The organism is Candidatus Taylorbacteria bacterium (genome assembly GCA_039934295.1).
Lineage (GTDB): Bacteria > Patescibacteriota > Minisyncoccia > Phycocordibacterales > HO2-43-120 > HO2-43-120.
This window is the reverse complement of sequence record JBDTMN010000007.1, coordinates 1-19,311: the sequence shown is the minus strand read 5'-3', so window position 1 is coordinate 19,311 and position 19,311 is coordinate 1. Positions and strand designations below refer to the sequence as shown.

20 protein-coding genes are annotated in these 19,311 nt (G+C 43.7%); 2 read left to right on the top strand and 18 right to left on the bottom strand.

The window, feature by feature from the left end:
* Positions 1 to 369: 369 nt before the first annotated feature.
* The 10 genes from ABI430_02765 to greA all read right to left on the bottom strand — a co-directional run bounded on the left by ABI430_02765 (position 370) and on the right by greA (position 10,232).
* Positions 370 to 960, bottom strand: a complete 591-nt coding sequence (locus ABI430_02765; protein ID MEO8637797.1) for a CYTH domain-containing protein — start codon at positions 958 to 960, stop codon at positions 370 to 372.
* A 198-nt stretch (positions 961 to 1,158) separates the two neighbouring features.
* Positions 1,159 to 2,334 (bottom strand): molecular chaperone DnaJ, encoded by a 1,176-nt coding sequence (gene dnaJ / locus ABI430_02760; GenBank protein MEO8637796.1) that lies wholly within the window; start codon positions 2,332 to 2,334, stop codon positions 1,159 to 1,161.
* Between the two features lie 113 nt (positions 2,335 to 2,447).
* A complete protein-coding gene (locus ABI430_02755; protein MEO8637795.1) occupies positions 2,448 to 3,752 on the bottom strand; it encodes a Mur ligase family protein in 1,305 nt (434 codons plus the stop codon).
* Positions 3,753 to 3,768: 16 nt separating this feature from the next.
* Positions 3,769 to 4,143, bottom strand: coding sequence for a four helix bundle protein (locus ABI430_02750; protein ID MEO8637794.1), 375 nt, complete (start codon positions 4,141 to 4,143; stop codon positions 3,769 to 3,771).
* 39 nt (positions 4,144 to 4,182) lie between these two features.
* Entirely contained in the window at positions 4,183 to 5,886 is a 1,704-nt protein-coding gene (locus ABI430_02745; GenBank protein ID MEO8637793.1) for a penicillin-binding protein 2, read from the bottom strand.
* Positions 5,887 to 5,893: 7 nt separating this feature from the next.
* Positions 5,894 to 6,211, bottom strand: coding sequence for a hypothetical protein (locus ABI430_02740; protein ID MEO8637792.1), 318 nt, complete (start codon positions 6,209 to 6,211; stop codon positions 5,894 to 5,896).
* 27 nt (positions 6,212 to 6,238) lie between these two features.
* The gene (rsmH, locus tag ABI430_02735) at positions 6,239 to 7,159 is read right to left on the bottom strand and encodes a 16S rRNA (cytosine(1402)-N(4))-methyltransferase RsmH (GenBank protein MEO8637791.1); all 921 of its coding nucleotides are present in this window, start codon (positions 7,157 to 7,159) and stop codon (positions 6,239 to 6,241) included.
* A gap of 48 nt (positions 7,160 to 7,207) precedes the next feature.
* The gene (gene mraZ, locus ABI430_02730) at positions 7,208 to 7,675 is read right to left on the bottom strand and encodes a division/cell wall cluster transcriptional repressor MraZ (protein ID MEO8637790.1); all 468 of its coding nucleotides are present in this window, start codon (positions 7,673 to 7,675) and stop codon (positions 7,208 to 7,210) included.
* 463 nt (positions 7,676 to 8,138) lie between these two features.
* Positions 8,139 to 9,608: a lysine--tRNA ligase gene (gene lysS / locus ABI430_02725; GenBank protein ID MEO8637789.1), complete on the bottom strand. Its 1,470-nt coding sequence runs from the start codon at positions 9,606 to 9,608 to the stop codon at positions 8,139 to 8,141.
* A gap of 156 nt (positions 9,609 to 9,764) precedes the next feature.
* Positions 9,765 to 10,232: a transcription elongation factor GreA gene (greA, locus tag ABI430_02720; protein ID MEO8637788.1), complete on the bottom strand. Its 468-nt coding sequence runs from the start codon at positions 10,230 to 10,232 to the stop codon at positions 9,765 to 9,767.
* A gap of 258 nt (positions 10,233 to 10,490) precedes the next feature.
* Here greA and ABI430_02715 point away from each other — a divergent pair, with 258 nt between their 5' ends.
* Positions 10,491 to 10,667: a hypothetical protein gene (locus tag ABI430_02715; GenBank protein MEO8637787.1), complete on the top strand. Its 177-nt coding sequence runs from the start codon at positions 10,491 to 10,493 to the stop codon at positions 10,665 to 10,667.
* A gap of 102 nt (positions 10,668 to 10,769) precedes the next feature.
* Here the strand turns inward: ABI430_02715 and ABI430_02710 are convergent, their stop codons facing one another.
* The 8 genes from ABI430_02710 to ABI430_02675 all read right to left on the bottom strand — a co-directional run bounded on the left by ABI430_02710 (position 10,770) and on the right by ABI430_02675 (position 18,808).
* Positions 10,770 to 12,449, bottom strand: coding sequence for a penicillin-binding transpeptidase domain-containing protein (locus tag ABI430_02710; GenBank protein MEO8637786.1), 1,680 nt, complete (start codon positions 12,447 to 12,449; stop codon positions 10,770 to 10,772).
* 122 nt (positions 12,450 to 12,571) lie between these two features.
* A complete protein-coding gene (locus tag ABI430_02705) occupies positions 12,572 to 12,814 on the bottom strand; it encodes a hypothetical protein (protein MEO8637785.1) in 243 nt (80 codons plus the stop codon).
* A 19-nt stretch (positions 12,815 to 12,833) separates the two neighbouring features.
* The gene (mreC, locus tag ABI430_02700; GenBank protein ID MEO8637784.1) at positions 12,834 to 13,640 is read right to left on the bottom strand and encodes a rod shape-determining protein MreC; all 807 of its coding nucleotides are present in this window, start codon (positions 13,638 to 13,640) and stop codon (positions 12,834 to 12,836) included.
* Positions 13,618 to 14,679, bottom strand: coding sequence for a rod shape-determining protein (locus tag ABI430_02695; protein MEO8637783.1), 1,062 nt, complete (start codon positions 14,677 to 14,679; stop codon positions 13,618 to 13,620). Before ABI430_02695 ends, mreC begins: the two co-directional genes overlap by 23 nt.
* Before the next feature lie 117 nt (positions 14,680 to 14,796).
* On the bottom strand, positions 14,797 to 16,044 hold the full coding sequence (locus ABI430_02690; protein ID MEO8637782.1) for an aminoacyl--tRNA ligase-related protein: 1,248 nt from the start codon (positions 16,042 to 16,044) through the stop codon (positions 14,797 to 14,799).
* A gap of 33 nt (positions 16,045 to 16,077) precedes the next feature.
* Positions 16,078 to 17,178 (bottom strand): RIP metalloprotease RseP, encoded by a 1,101-nt coding sequence (rseP, locus tag ABI430_02685; protein MEO8637781.1) that lies wholly within the window; start codon positions 17,176 to 17,178, stop codon positions 16,078 to 16,080.
* 234 nt (positions 17,179 to 17,412) lie between these two features.
* Positions 17,413 to 17,961 (bottom strand): ribosome recycling factor, encoded by a 549-nt coding sequence (gene frr / locus ABI430_02680; protein ID MEO8637780.1) that lies wholly within the window; start codon positions 17,959 to 17,961, stop codon positions 17,413 to 17,415.
* Positions 17,962 to 18,121: 160 nt separating this feature from the next.
* A complete protein-coding gene (locus ABI430_02675; GenBank protein ID MEO8637779.1) occupies positions 18,122 to 18,808 on the bottom strand; it encodes a hypothetical protein in 687 nt (228 codons plus the stop codon).
* A gap of 55 nt (positions 18,809 to 18,863) precedes the next feature.
* Between ABI430_02675 and ABI430_02670 the strand changes: the two genes are divergently transcribed.
* A partial coding sequence (locus ABI430_02670; GenBank protein MEO8637778.1) for a hypothetical protein occupies positions 18,864 to 19,311 on the top strand: 448 nt, incomplete at its 3' end.

Sequence of the window (19,311 nt, the reverse complement as noted above, 5' to 3'; positions counted from 1 at the left end):
CTGCGAGGTTCGGGCGAGCCGTGGTACCACCTTAATTAATAGACTCATGAATCTATATTCTAGATTCAAGAATCATACTCATTGACTCAGGCTTTCTCGCTTACGCGAGGAACGACATCAATTATCCCTGTTACGGGGGAAGCCCTGACAGAAGACTGTCGGGGTAAACCGGATTTCCACGCATCTTTGAGAGACTTGCAGAAACCATCTTTTCCATATGAAATATGGAAGAATAAGGCCCAATCCCTCCCTCCGCCAAGGCGGAGGGAGGGACCTTACAGATGTTAAAACTTGTAATATTTAACTACCGACTATGGTAATACTAGTGGCTAGAAATGTCAAGGAAAGTACGAATATCCTTAACAACGGTCATTTCTTTCTCTTTAGAAGCCACTTCGGAGGAGAAGTAAAGGTGATTGATTTCCAGCTATTTATTTCAGCATCGGTAAAATCGTAATGCATTTGATAGACTGGCTCAACACTGCCGTGCATGGCTCTCTTCCAGTCCAAGCCCAAGTCTTTCACGACACTTTTCAAAGTCTTTTCATTCTTTGCTTCAATTTCAATAAACGGAGGAACCCATGGCCAAGTATCGATTGTTATTTCTAAACCGCGAAACTCCCATGCCTCTCGTTTTGTTTCCTGATAGGATTTTAAGTTCAAATGAATAGCCAAGAGAAAGTCACAGGTCTTTTCGAAATCGGAAACAGTTACCGTAAGCTCCTTTGTGCCGTGGAGAGTTCTCCCCGTCATTTGTTTGTAGCTTAGCGTAACCTTGTCTCCTTCATCTCTCACTCTCACCCATGCCTTTTTCTTATACAGCTCGCCCCCCGGAAGGTCAAATGTTTTTCGGCGCATCATTTTTTCCGCGTAGAGTTGGCGAGCGCCTAACCTTTTTAGTTTTTCGCGGATTGCATTCGGGTCAACATCGGCAAATTTTGCTTCGATTTCGGTTTGCATGGTTTAAGATTAAGGTTCGACCTTTTTTCCGATTCAAGGTCGAACCTTTAAGAAAGAGGCTTGGGTCGAAATCTTGAATCATGAAGCATGAATCATGAATCCTGTACGTGCTCAAAAAAATTCAGCGAAAGATTAAGGTGAACCCCATCGCCTCGAAAACTCGGCACTTCCCCTTGGAAAGGGGAAGTGGATGAGGAATTAAATTCCTTCTTTCTTGAGGTCCTCGATGAGTTTTCGCGCGTCTTTTGAGAGTTTTTTGGGATAGGTTATGGAAATGTTCAGGAAGATATCGCCTCGGCGACCATTTTCTTGCGGGACGCCACGGCCTTTAACTCGGAGAATTTCGCCGTGAGCGATGCCTGCGGGAATATTTATGGTTACTTTGCCATCAAGAGCCTCAAGCACGTATTCGCCTCCGAGTAGCGCCGTGGAAAGCTTGAGTGGCACTTCCGACACAAGATTGGCTCCATCCTTTCTGAAAACCGGATGCCTCTTCACGTGCATTTTTACATACAAATCACCCGCCAAGCCTCCCGCTATCGCCTCGCCTCGTCCGCTCATGCGAATCATTTCTCCGTCGTCAATTCCCGGAGGAACCTGAATTTTTATCTCCTCTTGTTTTTTAATCACTCCTGCGCCGTTGCACGTTTTGCATTTTTCTTTTGGCACTTTCCCCGCGCCCTTGCACTCGGAGCAGACTCGCACCGCCGTAAAACTTCCCAAAAACGAGCGCTTGGTCTCTCTCACTTTTCCCTTTCCATTGCAAGTCGGGCACGTGTCCATTGTCGTCCCCGGCTCTCCCCCAAGCCCTTTGCAATGCGCACAGACCCCCGTTTTATTCAAAAGCACGTTCCGTTCGGTGCCAAATATGGACTCGTTAAAAGGTATTTCCAAATCGATGGAGATGTCTCGCCCGCGAGCCCGCTCTTCCCTCCTTCCTCCTCCGCCAAAAAAATCTCCGAATATGTCTCCGAGGTCGAAGTCTTGAAAACCTTGCCCCTGACCTTGACCCTGATTGGTAAACCCAGAAAAGTCGAATCCGCCGAACCCCTGCCCTCCCGCAAAAGGATCTCCTTGGGACCCGGCTCCTTGAAACGCGCTCCCGTAAGTGTCGTATTGCTCGCGTTTGTTATCGTCAGAAAGCACGCCATAGGCTTCGTTCACTTCTTTGAACTTATCGGAGCTTCCTCCCGTTTTGTCGGGATGATATTTGTGCGCGAGTTTTCTGAAGGCCTTTTTTATATCGTCCTTCGACGCGCTCTTTTCAACTTCTAAAATTTTGTAGTAATCCTTCGACATAGAATAAATGTGTAACGTGTAACATGTAACTTGTAACGTAAGAAAAGAATGATTATTCCCTCCTTTTTTCTTCATGTTACATGTTACATGTTACATGTTTTGTATTACTTGAACAAGTATAAAATTGCGCGGGAATGACAAAATGAGAATTTTATCACTTTCTACTTTCTACTTTATAACTCTGTATCCTACCTTCTCCGCCACTCCCTATCCTGCCTCACTAAAAGTTTTTCTTTGTCCTCGGGGTGCTCCATGATTTCTTCTACAATTTTTTCCATCCGAACCGATTGGGAGCCTTTCACGAGAACGATGTCCCCCTCGATAAGCAAGCCGTCCAAAAAAGAGAAAGAATCCTTCGCGTCGTCAAATTGAAATACATTTTTTTCGCTCATGCCATTTAGCTGGGCGCCCTCTGCAATATCTCGCGCACGTATCCCGACCGTGATTAAAATATGCGCGACCGACGCCACGAGCTTTCCCGCGTGGAGATGCTCGTCCTTGGAATGCGCCCCAAGTTCCATCATGTCTCCGAGAATCGCAATTTTTCTTTTCTTCACACTAATTTCAAGCAGAGTTTTCAGAGCTTCCGAGAGAGCGACCGGAGAAGAGTTGTAGGTGTCGTCGATAATAATCGTGTTTTTGATGCCCGGAAGAATCTTCATCCTGCCCGGAGTTTTTATCTCGCCAGAAATTGCCTCGCAGAGTGTAAGAATATTGAGATTCTGCGACAGCCCGATGGCAATGGCAAATAGTGAAGGATACACGTGTTGGATACCGAGGACTCCGGTCAAATTGACGGGAACGCTCGACCCGGCCAAATTGGCTTTGAAGTTTATACCGACAGGAACTTCCTCTCCATTTTCCTGCTTGCGGTAGGAAATGAGAGAATGAGACGCGACCACATCGCCCTCGCCCTCGAGGGAAACGGTAAGCGATTTATTCTTCGTGAGTCCGATGAATGAAACTGCGTCCGCGTCGTCGCCGTTTACAATCAGGGTTCCTCCTTCTTTCATGTATCGCGCAAGATAGCTTTTCTCCTCGATTAGTTGAGCGCGGGATGTAAAAAATTCCACATGGACAGGAATGTTACCGATGCGCGTAATGACCGCGATATCAGGCTTCACCCACGAAGCCAGAGTTTTTATGTCGAGAGGCCTATCCGCTCCGATTTCGATTACGAGCCAGTCCGGATAGTTAAAGGGGAAAATAATAAGCCCAAGCCCTCTTAAGAGATTGGCAAGCCAGATGAAAGGATTGCCCCAGCCGTTTCGAGCACCCAAAATAGTGAGGGGCACCCCTATTTCACTATTGAAGCTCTTCTCGCTCTTTCGCACAAAAAATTGTGTCGCGAGCACGGAGTAAATCGCGTCCTTCGTTGAAGTTTTTCCCACGCTTCCGGTTATACCAACGATTTTCGGCTTGTACTTTTTGAGTACAAGCTTGGCCTCGAGGGTCAGGAGGTATACGATGGTTTGTTTGAGTATAGATTTCATGAAGAGTCTGTAGTCTTTAGTTTGTAGTCTGTAGTTCGGACCTCTGGCTTTCTTCCATTTTGTTTAACATTCTCATCACTTCGTCCATCAATGAATCGACTTTCCTATAATCAAGATTTTTTCCGAAAGGAAGCCGACGAGACGCTTCTATTTGAGTCTCAAGTTCAGATCCAGAGCCGTAAGAAATTCTTAAAAAATGAGCGAAGTCTTTTTTAGTTCTTCTTCTCGACCCTTCTGCGATATTAGAAGGAATCGACAAAACTGCACGCTTCATCTGTGAGGACAAGCCGTATTTCTCCTCTGTAGGAAATTGTCCGACTAACTCATATAAAACAATTACGAGATCCATCGATTTTTGCCAAACAATTAAGTCTTTGTAACTTTTATTCATATTTTCTTTCCTATCGACTAAAGACTACCTACTATAGACTCACCTATCCGGCGGTATTTCATAATAATTGATTAAAAAGTTCGTCATGTCAATAAAAGGGTGGGTCAGTGTCTCCGATGCGTATTTTGCTCCTTTGGGATTGACTGTGAAGAGAAAAATCAAAAATCTCGGCTTGTAAGCGGGAAAATAGCCGAAAAACGAATGGAGATATCGGTCTTCATAGTACCCGCTTCCGTTCGCAATCTGGGCGGTTCCTGTTTTTGCCGCAACGCTGTAGTTCGGGAGCTTTACTTTACCACCGAGAAGCGCTTTGTCCACAACTTCAACGAGCATCCGGGTAATCTCCTCGGCCGATTCTTTTTTTATCACCTGCTTGCCAGTTTCAGTTGGAATATCTTTTGTCAAACCGCTTATGTATTTGATTTCTTTTACTACATGAGGACGCGTGAGAAGTCCCCCGTTCGCGAGCACCGAGAGCGCCCTCACCGTTGCAATCGGGCTCATCGCTAGCCCCTGCCCGAAAGAAGCATTGGCGTATTCAATGTCTCTAGGGCTTTTAAGATTCGACACCAGTCCAGTAGCCTCGTTGGGCAAGTCGATGCCGGTTTTTTCACCCAACCCAAAATTGAACATGTAGTCCGCGAATTTCTGTTTGCCTATTTTGCTTGCGACAAATGCCGCTCCAGTATTCAATGACTGGTTCAAAACTTCCTGCATGGATACCCAGCCTCGGGCTTTGCCGTCATAGTTCGAAAACTTTTTATTATTGAGAATTCCAAAACCCTTGTCATCATACATGGTGTCTGCATTGACTGCTCCGGAGTCCAGCCCCGCAGACATGGTTAGCGTTTTTATGATTGAACCCATCTCATACACATTTTCGACAAGCGGATTCGTAAAGACGTTCGCGTTCTTCTCTGTTTGAAACGAGTTGGGATTAAAGGAAGGATATGCCCCCATGGCATAAATTTCCCCGGTCGCGGGGTCAATGATTACACCACCCGTCATTTCAGAATGCCAGTCGTCAGTAATTTTTTTTATTTCCCTTTCAAGAGTGATTTCAACATTGGGCTCAATCGAGGTCACAATGTCTCCTTCTGGCACTTCCCCACCTAAAAGCGCGTGATTGACATTTGAAAAAATCTCGGTGAAGAAATTGGTGTAGAGACTGTCGGAGTTTCTCCTCAACGTATCCTCAAAAAAGCTCTCAAGCCCGTACCTTCCGCCCAATGAGTCTCCTTTATAGCCGACAAGCCCGAGGACATGAGCTCCGAGCTCTTCGCCGGGATAAAATCTCCATTTTTCCCGATACAGTTGAACTCCTTTCAACTTGAGGTCATCAATCTGCCTGCCTTTTTCTTCATCCACTCTTTTCAGTATCTCTTCGTACGGGTCGTCTGATTTCGAGGCTTTCGCGATAAAAGTGTCGTGGTCGAGGAGTACAATGGCGTTTATTTTTTTATACGCCTCCTCCATATCGACGAGGATTTTCGGATTGAGGGCAACGATAAACCCGCTTCTTTGAGTAGCGGCGGAAATCGAACTTCCATCTTTATCGGAAAAATAAATCACACCTCGGTCAATATCCGACTGATTCGGCTTATAATATTGGTGTTCCTCGCGCTCGCTGTACATTTCGCCCCGAACAATTTGCACCACGTAGAGTCTTCCGACGAGTACAAAAGCGAAAAGGATAATCGCTGTTCCGAGCAGTCGAATTTTTAATATGTAGTTATTCTTCATATGAAAACTATTCCTGGGTTTTCATGGACAACCCCGCGGAGATACCGTTTGAGGTGATGAACACCTGTTTTTTCACGTCCTTAAATCCTAGCGAGTAGGCGTATTCCGGAGAGATGTCATTCTTCATCGCGATGTATTTAAATTCGAGTTCGCTCAATTTGGACTGCATGGTAGATATTTCTTTCTCCATTTTCTGCCTATTCGCCACGTTGTGGACCATATCGTTCACGAGATATCCGTAAGCAAAAGCTCCGACGAGCACGGCGCAAACCAAACACCAAAAAGTGTTCTGCCGAGACTGAAATTTTTTATATTTTGTTTTCATTTTCTTTTTAATTTCGGATTTCGTGCTTTACAGTTTCTGTATGATTCTCAACTTCGCGCTTCGCGCTCTCCTGTTTTCAGCGATTTCTTCGCGGGTAGGAACAATCGGCTTTTTATTTATTAAAATTGCTTTTCCTTCCCTCGCTAACTCTTTAAAATACCGCTTCACAATCCTGTCTTCGATGCTATGAAAAGAAATTACCGCCATTCTCCCGCCTGCCCCAAGCTTCGAAAACCCACCGCTTAGGCCCGCAACGAGGGCATCCGTCTCGGCATTTACCGCTATCCGTAGAGCCTGAAATGTTCTTGTAGCGAAATGGATTTTTCCCTTGTGGTACGTATATGGCGTCGCCTGTTTGATAATCTCGACGAGCTCGAACGTGCTCTTCACAGGACGGACTGCCCTTGCCTCGACAATTTTTTTTGCAATTCTTCTTGAATATCGCTCTTCACCGAATCCATAAATGATGTCAGCGATACTTTGCTCTCCCCACTCGTTCACGATGGTGTAAGCAGTGAGGTCGCGCTCGTCCGGCTTCTCCTTAAATGTCATCAAAAGCGGTTCGTCTTTTTGAAATGAAAATCCCCTACCCGAATTCTCAAACTGATTTGAACTCAACCCTAAATCGAAGAGAATCTTCCCGACCTCGGCAATAGTTTCCTTGTTGAGCGCCTCCACGATATTTTTGAAGCTCGATTCGTGAAGTGCATAATCGGCACCCGAATCTTGAAGTGCTTTTTCCGCATTCGCAAGAGCGTTTCGGTCAAGGTCAATGCCCACTATTTTCACCTCCTTCCCAAATCTCCTTGCCACCTCCAGACTGTGTCCTCCTCCATTTATGGTGGCATCAACAAAAATATCACCCTTGTGGAAATCCAAACCATCTATTGCCTCCTGTAAAAGAACCGATTTATGAACATTTAACATGTGACCAATGACATTTGACATAAGAAACTGATTTTGTGTCAATTGTTACCTGTTAACTGTCAATTGTTTCTAAAGGATTCCAATTCCATCAAGCTTCTCCGCCAAAGAATCTGCCTGCTTTTCAACCATTTTCTTGTAATCCATCCACGAATCCTCGTTCCAAATTTCTACCCGGTCTTGAACACCAATGATGACCACTTTTTCCTTGAGTTTCGCCCTGTCCTTTAAAAAATCTGGAACCAAAATTCGACCGATAGCGTCCACCTCCGCCTCCACAGCTCCCCCGTACATAAAACGATTAAATGACCTCGAATCCGACTTCAAAAAACTTCCCTGCGACAGCTTTTCCGAAATCTTCTCCCACTGCTTTCCCGTAAAGACGAAGAGACAGCCGTCGAGGCCCGGGGTGAGCACAACACTTTTGCCCATTTCCTTCCTGAATTTTGAGGGCAAGGACAAACGGTTCTTATCATCAATACTGTGTGTGTATTCGCCGATGAGCATGGGGTAGGTGTTAGGTCCCAATTTTATTCGCAAATTACTATTTGTGATTATAAAATTGAGGACGCAGATATTTCCGAATATCGGCGTGAACTAATTGGCTGTTAGCTTTTTTGAAGAAGCAGTATTTTTTCTGACTAATACCTTTTCGCGCACTTTGACCTTGAGTGAAGATGCAACAAACTCATACGAAATATTTCCCGATATTACTTTGTATTTTTTCGTCTGAATTTTCATGTCTTATAATACGAATCTACAAATATTTGCTAATGCCACAAATAAAAACTTGCTACTCCTTTTCTTTATTCGTGTGTGCGTATTCGTGGTCGCATATTCGCGTACCACTTTTTCCCACTTGTCTACCATTGTATAACACTTCATCCCACTTGCATACATAGTTATCCACTTTTCAACACTGCGAAACAACAATTGACATTTGTAAACCGCACAAAAAAACGCCCTCAACCTCTCTAGGTTGAGGGCGTTTAATAGAATTAAATTACTTATCGTTTTTCGCCCGTAGAGTGGGAAACAGTATAACTTCCTTAATGTTTTTGCAATCAGTTATGAACATCGCCACACGATCAATGCCTATGCCAATTCCGCCATTCGGAGGCATGCCGTATTCCATGGCTTCAAGATAGTCCAAATCAGACGGAGAAATATCCCCTTCTCCCTCCTTCTTCTTTCTGTCCTCTTCCTCATATCTCTCCTTCTGGTCAATCGGATTATTTAGTTCGGAAAAAGCATTGACCATTTCCAATCCTCCGATAATGAGCTGAAAGCGGTCAATAAGAGACGGGTCGTCTTCTTTTCTTTTTGAGAAAGGATTGAATGCGAGCGGGTAGTCGACAATAAAGGTCGGCGAAATAAGTTTTGACCGAACCATTTTCTTGTAGAGCGCGTCCATTATTTTTTCGGGAGAGTCTTTCGGAGCAATCTTGAGACCCATTTTTTCCGCGTGCTTTTTGAGCTCATTTCGCTCAATTGATTGAGGATGCGCAATACCCGCAAACTTTCGGAGAAGTTCATAAAAACTAAAAACCTCAAAAGGCTTGGAGAGGTCGATTTCATTCCCGTCAAAAGTCACCTTGCTTTTTCCAAGAACATTCGAAATCACAGTCTTGAATAAGAGCTCAATGAATTCTCGCTGGCTCTTTGCATCCGCATAAGCTTCGTTTGACTCGAGCATGGTAAACTCGGGATTGTGCGTCGAGTCAATCCCCTCATTTCTAAACTTCCTGCCGATTTCGTACACCTTGTTGAAGCCCCCGATCAGAAGTTTTTTTAAATATAGCTCCTGGGCAATGGTAAGGTTGAAGTCAACATCGAGAGCGTTGTGATGGGTCACGAAGGGCTCTGCTGTTGCGCCTCCGGCAAGCGTCTGAAGAACAGGTGTTTCCACCTCGAGATACCCTGAAGCATCGTAAAATGCCCGAATTTCGCTCACTAATTTGCCCCGAATGATGAACCTCTCTCTCACCTCACTGTTTGAAAGCAAGTCAAGATACCTTTTCCTGAAGCGTTCTTCGATATCCTGGAGGCCGTGCCATTTCTCCGGAAGGGGAAGAAGACTCTTCGAAAGCATTCGCCAGCTTTTTACTTTAAGCGTTTTCTCTTTGCGCTTGGTCTCGAAAAGCGATCCGGAAAGTTCGACAAAATCTCCGATGTCAACGACGGATTCAAATAATTCAAAAGCACCTTCATCGGACTCATCTTTTTTTAGCAATGCCTGAAAAGTTGCCGTGCCGTCAAAAAAGTTGAAAAAAATAAGTCCGCCCTGTGGCCGAAGCGTCATCACTCTACCCGCTAAAACAAGCTCCTTTTCAAGAAGCGAATCAAACTTCGCTATCACCTCCGCATTCTCGTGGTTGCGGGATGTGGAAATCGGATACGGATTTATTCCCTTCTCTTTGAGAAGGTTTTGTTTGGCTAATCTCCCTTGACGTATTTCCTCGAGTGAAGGCATAAATTGAAGAAATGACTAATTTCTAATTTCTAATGAAGGAATGTTTTTATAGTATATCAAGCAAAACGACATTGGTCATTAAAATGTCTAAAATCGTCCACGTTCTTTCATTAGGAATTAGAAATTGCATCGAATAATTGCTTTGCGACAAAGCAATTATTCGATGCTAAGTATCTTATAGTTCATCGAACCTTTCGGAGACTGGAAAGAAAAGCTTTCACCTTTTTTCTTTCCCATCATGGCAGAGCCGAGCGGAGAATGGATAGATAATTTCCCCGAGTTAACGTCGGACTCTTCCGAACCGACCATTTCAAATTTATATTTTTTGAGCTCACCTTCTCTCTCCACGATAAGGGTGGAGCCCACTCCCACAGCTTCAGAGTGGTGGAGAGTCATAATAACCGCAGAATTCAAAATGCTTTCGAGTTTTAAAATCCTGTCTTCAATGCTTGCCTGAAGTTCCCTTGCCTCATGGTATTCCGCGTTCTCGGCGAGATCGCCCAGTGATTTGGCATACTCCAAATCCTCAGCCACTTCTTTCCTTTTAATTTTTTTTAGATGCTCAAGCTCGTGGTTCAGCGTCTCAAATTTTGCTTTGGATAGATATTCTTTTTGATCAGACATAATAAGTGGAATTTGGATTACGGATTCTAGAATCTGGAATACAAAGAGGAGAATCGAAATTATCCGATCCTTGAGAATCTAAATTCTATAACCTACAATCCATTCAAAAATTAATATTATTAATCATATGGATATACGTCCAGATGTCAATAGCAAGCGGATGTTAACTGTACATGCTCTTGACTAATTTACGTTTCTAATATAGAATAGACAGTTGAACTCGGTACACATTTCCACAAAAAAACAAACAGAATAAAAATGGCACGCAAACCAACATCATCTGACACTCCGCAAACAGAAAGCGGGGAGCAACCTGAAAAAATTGGCCGAGCGGGGGGCTACGCGGAGCTTATCGCTATGGCAAAAAAACGGGACGAGGAAAAGAAGCACAGACCTGTTACCACTTCGTTGGAAGAGGCCGATTTCGATTTATAACGGCCCCGCTCATTTGTAACCAAGGTGGACTCTCTTAGAGACTCCGCCTTTTTCTTTTCCCTTCATTCCATATTCTATTAATTTCTATAATCTACTTACTGTCTACCTCAAATACTCCGGCGCATGAACCGCTACCCAATCAAAAAATTGTCTCGCAACCGCCGAAGCTCCTACAGGATTGCCGGTGGGACCCTTCTCCATTATCACTACGAACGCGTATTTTGGCTTCTCATATGGAAAAAAGCCGGTTACCCATGAGTTCACATAGTGCTTTAAAGTCCCTAATTCGGCTGTTCCTGTTTTAGCGGCAATTTGGACGGAGCTTATATTTAAAGCGCTCGCCGTCCCGGAAACGGCGCTAAGGCGCATTCCTTCCTGGACAACCGTGAAATACTGTTTTGCAATGGGAAGTTCCCTTGGTGGAGTCTCGCTCTCGCCTTTCACAATCGTGGGATAAACCATAACGCCGTCATTGGCGATTGCCGCGACGGCAAGCATTTCTTGAAGTGGAGTAATCTGAAAACCATACTGGCCTATTGCGGTGTGGTACGTGTCGCCCACGCTCCATTCTTCCCCGTCAAAATGTAACTTTTTCCACGCGGGATCGGGCACCACACCTTCAGAGCCGGAGAAAAATTTCGAAGGAATCTTTGCGCCGAAGCCAAACTGTTTCATGTATTTTACTATCCGTGAAATGCCCAAGCCTTTCTGGTTTTGAAATCCTCCGCCAACTTCATAAAAATAGACATCGGAGGACACGGAAATTGCTTCTCTCATATTGACATAGCCGTGCGCTTTCCAATCCTTAAAGACTGTGCTCTTCGTGGGGTCATAGATATTTGGAAGAGAAATTGATCCCGTGCTCAATATTTTTGTCTCCGGATTAATCACGTCTTCCTGCAATGCACCGAGAGCGATAAATGGCTTTACGATAGAGCCGGGCGTATACAGCCCGTCGACAATCCGATCAAGAAAAGGGTTTCGAGGGTCGCTTAAAACGTCTTGAATCGCGGATGAATCAGATCCGTCAGTGAGAATTTGAGACGAGTATTCGGGAAAACTCGTAAGTGCGATAATTTCCCCAGTCTTGATGTCCATGAGGGCGGCGGCCCCTCCCGTAAAGCCTATGTCATCAACAATCTTTTTTATAATCTCATAAAAAGCGTTCTGCAATTTTGCGTCGACGGATAAGTTGAGGCTCTTTCCCGATTGAGGTGGTTCGATAGTATTTTCGGATTCCGCGCCTCCGGTCGCATTCGTTTCAATTATTTTAAGGCCGTTTACTCCCGTAAGATATTCATTATAAAATTTCTCCACCCCGTCCTTGCCGTCGTAAGTTTCGTCGTAATAAAAACCATTCGCATCTTTCGCCGGATATTTCATATAGCCCAAAATGTGCGATAGCCCGGAGAGAGAACTATACTTCCTCGCCGAAAAAGGCCGTCCTAGAGGATCTTCCACGTTGGAAGCAAGCAACTCGCCGTTTCTGTCATAAATGACTCCCCTCTCCGCAAAAATCAGGCTGTGACGGAGGCGGTTATTTTCGCTTTGAAGCGAGTAGGCTTCTCCATCGCGGATTTGCAGAATACCGATCCTTGCGATATAAGCAAGCCCGATCGATAAAAATATCAAACAAAGAAAAATATAAGGTTTCTTGGATATTGGTTTCTCAATTCTTCCCTCAAATTGGTCGGTATCAAAATCGGGAAGATTTTTTGAATCAAGAAATATTTCATCTGGATGAATTTCGAGATTTCGGCTTGAGTCAAACTTTTTTTTCATTGAAAGATAAGCATACCAATATACTAATAACTCCTAATATACAAATGAATACGAATAAGAAACTTAGAAAATCTTGAATTATTGGTTTTCATTCGTATATTTCTTCATTGGTATATTAGTATTTAATTCTTATAAATCGTAAGTCGTTTTTTTATTTGCGTCGAAAAAACAAAGAGAACGACTGAAAGGAGAGAAATAATAAATTGAAAATGCAGATAGTGTGATGAGGACACATTATAAACTGAATCAATCATAAATCCTAAAATCAAAATCTCGACAAATGAGTCAAAATAAAAAAGAAAACAGATTCCGAGCCCCAAGACCACCCACCAGGGAATAAAGAAAACCGAGAGCATGAGAATCATATCTGTCATTATGCGTCTCTCAAATTTGCTTTTGTTTTTTGATATAGACTTTATCAATCTGATTGATATTAAACAAATTTCTCACAAGAACGAGTTGGAGTGATTGAGTGGCATCCGTTTCGATTGCCTCCACAACCCCCAAAATTGCGTTGTCGACCCCCGGCATTGAAATAAGTGCGCCCTTTTGAACGTCAATATCTTTTGGTAATTTTATTTCAAAATTCCCTCCGCCTCGACCGTAGGCCTTTGCCATAATTTGTTGAGGAGGAATGCGGACAGTGACTTCTTCTCCCGGCGATGAATACAGGAGGGCAAGCGAGGTTCGAGAAAACACTTCTTTAATATGTCCCACCCCGAGTCCGCCCGCAATCGAGACCGTGTCACCAAAAGCTACCCCATCCTTCGACCCCGCATCTAAAAGAAATGTGTCATAGGGCGAGAAGCCTGGAGAAGTTAGTACGTAGGCAAGAACAGACTTCTCTGGTTTTGCTCTTCCAAACTCCGCCTTGAGCTCCTGATTTTCTTTTTCAAGTATATTCAATCGTATTAAGCCGTAAGCAAGATCATCGGCCTCTGCCTTTAAATTTTTATTTTCTTCGATGAGCGCTCCTTTGGATCGGAAATATTCGAGGAAATTTCCTCCGCCTTCCACTATGCTATTTTTTGCTACAAAGAAGGGTCGTCCGATTGCAAGCAGAATCGTGCCCCCACCATTAGGCAAATACGCGCTCAATAAAAAAATGAGGATAAGGAAAAGTATCGGAATTCCGAGCAGGCTCGCTTTCTTTCTTCGGTTTCCGACTTTATTTTTGAGGGGGTAATTCATCTTCGTTTTGAATCAGAAGATCTTCGTACATTTCCATATTCTCCAGGATTATTCCGGTTCCGCGCGCAACCGCAGTAAGAGGATCCTCCGCAATATGGATAGGGATTTTAACACTCTCATGCAAAAGTTCTCCCAACCCCTGAAATAGAGCTCCTCCTCCCACTACATGTATTCCTCTTTGCATAATATCGGAAACAATCTCTGGAGGAGTCGTCTCCAGCACTTCCTTCACAGATTCCACTATGTTCTCGATAGTTTGCGATATTGCCTCCCGCACGTCGGAGTCCGTGATAATGACTTCACGGGGCAGACCTGTCACCAAATCTCTGCCCTTGACGGAAATCTCTTGGGAATGGTCGGTGGGAATAACGGAGCCGATAGTAATTTTTATGAGTTCAGCCGTTTTTTCCCCGATTAAAATCTTGAATTCCCCACGGATATAAGAAATGATGTCGCTGTTTAATTTTTCCCCCGCTGACTTCAGAGTCTTGGCACGAACAATGCCTCCGAGCGAAATCACGGCGATGTCCGCCGTCCCCCCTCCGATGTCAATAATCATGTTCCCGACCGGCTCATTCACGGGAAGGCGGATGCCGATTGCGGCCGCCATGGGCTCCTCGACAATATGCACCTCTCTTGCACCGCTGTTTTTGGTCGCATCACGCACGGCTCTCGTTTCAACGTTTGTGATGCCGTAGGGTACTCCCACAACGACGCGGGGACCAAGAAATTTTTTGGAATTTTTTCCCGCTTTGTTTAAAAGATAGAGAATCATCTCTTCGGTAATTTCAAAATCCGAAATGACACCATCGACAAGTGGCTTCACCGCCTGAATGTGCGCAGGTGTTCTCCCCAACATTGCTTTTGCGGGAAGTCCGACTGCCACAACCTGCCCGGTTTTTTGATTCAATGCCACGACAGAAGGTTCGTTCAATATAATCCCTTGTCCACGCACATACACTAAGGTGCTCGTGGTTCCGAGATCAATTCCGATATCGTTTGACAGCCAGCGATATATTTTTTCTTTGTGTTTGTTCATTTATAAACGACAACTTATGACTCATAACTGTATAACTGCTTAACTGAATTACAAAAACAATCCTGAATTTCGTTATGAGTTATTCAGTTATACATTATGAGTTATGGGTATTTACTATCAAACTTGAGAGAGAAATTCCTTTAATTTAATTTTTTCTACCTTTCCCGTTTTTCTGTCTTTTACCTCTACGCTGTCCTCGGCTATTGTTTTTTCACTCACCACAATTTGGCTTGCAATACCCATTAAATCTGCGTCGCCAAATTTCTCTCCCGCCCTCATGTCTCTGTCATCGTATAAGACTTCCACGCCTTTGTCGAGTAGATTTTCATACAATTTATCCGCATAGTTTAGAGCCTTTTCTTCCTTATCGAATATGGGAATGAGATGGTGAGCAAAAGGCGAAATTGCGGAAGGCCAGACCAGACCTTTGTCGTCGGAGAGAACCTCTACAACCGCTCCCATGAGTCGGGCGGGACCGATGCCGTATGAGCCCATGAAAACCGATTTTTTCTCTCCCTCAGCATCAATAAATGAGAGACCGAGAGTCTCGGAGTATTTGTAACCGAGTGGAAAAATATTTCCCACCTCCACGGCCTTTTCCTTTTTTAAGTCTTTGTTTTTGCACTCCGGACAGCTTGAGTTAAAGTCCGCGACAACCTCTTCATTCACAGCTACACCGCATTTCCCGCAAACATAGATGTCATCTTCACCGGCGAGGGTAACGGTCTGAAATTCATGCGAGAATTTCGAAAATGTTCCGCCCGAAGCATAGGTAAGATGAGTACTCTCTCCCACACCCGCTCTCTCAAAAATTTTCTTATACGCATCTTTTGCTTTACCATAGAAAACTTCGTGCTCCTTCTCATTCTCGGAAAATGAGTAGAGGTCTTTCATGAGAAATTCTCTAGTCCTCATGATTCCGCTCTTTGCTCTCGCCTCGTTGCGAAATTTTGTTTGAATCTGATACGGATATCGCGGAAGGTCTCTCCACGAACGGATATGTTCTTTCATAAGTTGTGTCAACGGCTCTTCATGAGTGAAAGCCAACCCCAAATCCGTCCCATTTTTGAGCTTTGTCTTAAACCAATTGTCCACAACTTTGTCATCCCACCTTCCCGATTTTTCCCAAACTGCTTTGTCTTGAAGCGAGGTCAAAAAGAATTCTACGCCTCCGATTGCGTTCATCTCATCTCTCACAATCGCGTTTATTTTATTCAATACCCGCAGACCCAACGGCAAGAAAGAATACACGCCCGCCATTTCTTTGTTGATGAATCCTGCGCGGATTAAAAGAATCGCGTTTTTTGAAACCTCGTCTTTCGGGGCCTCTTTGCGGGTTTTTGTAAATAGCTGTGATTGGCGCATTTGAATAGAGTATGGATTATCGACTACAGAATTTTAATGAATCAACTTAATAATGTCTTTATATGTTACCACAAGCATGAGCAAAATAAGGAGTGCGAAGCCCGCGGAATTCAATGCATTTGCCACTTTATGGTTAATGGGCTTCCTTATAACGGATTCGATGAGTACAAACAAGAGCCTTCCTCCATCGAGCGCCGGAAATGGCAGTAGATTCAAAACTGCGAGATTCAAAGATATAAAAGCAGTGAATGAAAGAAGGTAGATAAAGCCAAGTTGCGTTGCATCCCCCACCATGCCAGCAATCCCCACCGGGCCGGTCACTTCCGAAAAATCGGCAGTTCCGGTAAATGCATGGTAAATAAAAAGTGTGAGACTTTCTGCAATCGCGTAAGTCAGGTTCGCAGTAAGCTTCGCTCCCTCCCAAAGAGCTTCATGAATGGGTAGCCGAAGCGAACCAATAAAATCCATTGAAAATCCGAGTGCGCTTTTACCGGGAACAATTCCCTCGGTAGGAATAGCCTCAATCTCAACTGCATTCCCTCCCCTTTGGAGTTCGAGGGATACAGATTTTCCGCCATGAAGAGAAATGAAATTCTGAACGCGAGAGACATCCACTGCCCCATCACTTAAAGTGTCGGCACCAGAATGCAACGATACGATTTCGTCTCCAGCTTTCAACCCGACTTTTTGCGCGGGACTGTCCGACAAAACTTGCGTGACCACAAGCTTTGCATCTTTGATTTGAGACTGGTTCGTCTCGTCAACACTCGTGGGAAGTCCGGACATGAACCCGATGGAAATCAATACCCACGCAAAAAGAATATTCATGGTGACTCCGGCAACTAAAACTAACGCTTGTATCGGACGCTTCTTGTTCACAAAACTTCTCGAGCTTTGAGGCCCGCTTAGAGATTCGTCATCGGGATTTTCTCCAAATATCTTCACAAATCCTCCGAATGGAATCCAGTTTATAGAATAAATGGTCCCGTCGTATTTTTTGCCCCAGATTCTTGGCGGAAAACCGAGACCGAATTCGTCCACTCGAATCCCCGACTTCTTAGCAACGATAAAATGCCCGAACTCGTGGACGAGGACAAGAATCGCGAGGATGATTATGAATATTATTACTGACATAGCTTCAAATACCAATATACGAATAAATCCCTAATATACTAATGAAAACGAATAATGTATACATCCTCCGTCTCGCAAACTCGACACCTCCTTTCCAAAGGAGGAATTCCAATTCTTCCTCGCTAAAGGGAGCCCGCCCGAACGTACTATTTCGGTACGGGCGGGCATTGCTTCGTCGCAGGAGGAATGTATTAGTATGCATTCGTATATTTCTTCATTGGTATATTGGTATATTTAATTCAAAATTTCCTTATCTTTCTTTTCTTTTATTTCCAATAATTTCTTGTTCGCTTCATCAATTTGCTTTTGAAGTTCTGACTTTGACTTGCGCACGTCGTCCTCTGTCATTTCGCCCTTTTTTTCCTTCGATTGGATATCTTTGAGCACCTTCTCTCTCTCGTTTCGAACTGAAATTTTTGATTCCTCGAGTTTCGCTCCCGCGACTTTTGAAAGTTCCTGCCTTCTCTCTCCGGTAAGAGGAGGAAATGCGACCCGAAGTCCCGTTTCGTCCACTCGCGGTGAAAGCCCTAAATTTGAAACTAAAATAGCTTTTTCAATGTCCTTAATTTGCGAGCTATCCCAAGGAGAAATACGAAGTGTCTTGCCATCCTCCACGGTGACTTGAGCAATTTGGTTTAAAGACACTTTTGAGCCATACGACTCAACTTCTATTGAGTCCAAAAGCTGTGGAGATGCTTGTCCTGTGCGAATATTGCCCAACTCCTTCTTAAGCCAGTCGTGCACGCCATCAGTTTTCTTTTTGAAATCGGAAAAATTATACATGCAAAGAGTATAACGCAATAATCATGTAACACAAAACATGTAACTTGTCCTAAACCCGTTCGGACGGACTAGGGTAACACCTGAATGAAGAGTGTCGTTTGATTTCTTACGTTACATGCTACATGTTACATGTTACATGCTACATGTTATATGTTACATGTCACACGATCAGCGCTATGTATTCCAAAATCATTTTCACACTTGCCCCTCGGTCTCCTAAATATTGCTTCATTCGTATAATTTCTTCTAAGACAAACACTTCTTCCTTTTTCAATTTTTTCATATCCCTATCACTCGCAAGATACCCCTCCAGTAGATTCAGAAATGAAATAGCTTTTTGTTTATCCTTTTCTTCGATAATGCTCTTCAAATGGAGAAGCCGTGCAGATTTAGATGATAAGACAAATTTCTTTGCTTCTTCATTTGCCTCGACAGACTCCTCTTTCATGCCAGTCTGTTTTACAATATGCAAACGTGATTTTAATGTGGGAATCAAAATCTCTGCGGAAGGTAAGATAAGAAAAAAATGGGTATTCTCGGTTGGCTCTTCAAAGATTTTCAAAAGCGAGTTCTGCGCCTCGCGAGTGATGCTGTTTGCGGAAACGACAAAAATCTTCTTTCCTCCATCTAGAGATTTATTTTGCTGACGCTCTTTGAGCGCTCTCCCTTCTTCGATATTCAAAGTCTCCACATCAAGGTGCGAAAAATCCGGATTGCCCCTCGTTGAAATTCCAAGTGTATTTTCTATAAATTCTAAAAGTTCTGCATATACTTCATCCTTTCCTCCTTCTATGCAATATGCATGATGTAAATTATTCTTTGAAATATCCTCTAGTGTTATGGGCATATAATCATTCTATCATAACCTCCTGCTTTCTCTTTGATTCCAATTTTTATATACTATGCTCATCGAACAAACCGAGTTGCCCCTAATCATACCAATTATGAATGATGAATCATTTAAAGATTTAAGACGAACTGATAACAAAGCCGGTACTTCGGAGGAGATGCTAAGAAGAAGCGTGCATTTGACAGACCTCGGGTTCTCTCCGGAATTTGTCGCAGATTTTATGGGTGACAAAAGTCACCTTGAGCATAATATTGATGCTAAACTCTCTAACCTCAAGATTGCGGGATTTGAAAATCCTGTAGCATTGGTTGAGAAGAATCCGCAAATCCTCAACCTTTCATTCGAAGAAAACATCAAAGCAAAGCTTGAAAACCTCAAGAAAGCGGGATTTGAAAATCCCGTAAAGTTGGTTGAGAAGTTTCCGACAATCCTCAATTATTCATTTGAGGAAAACATCAAACCTAAACTCGTTGATCTCGAGAATGCAGGATTTTCAAATC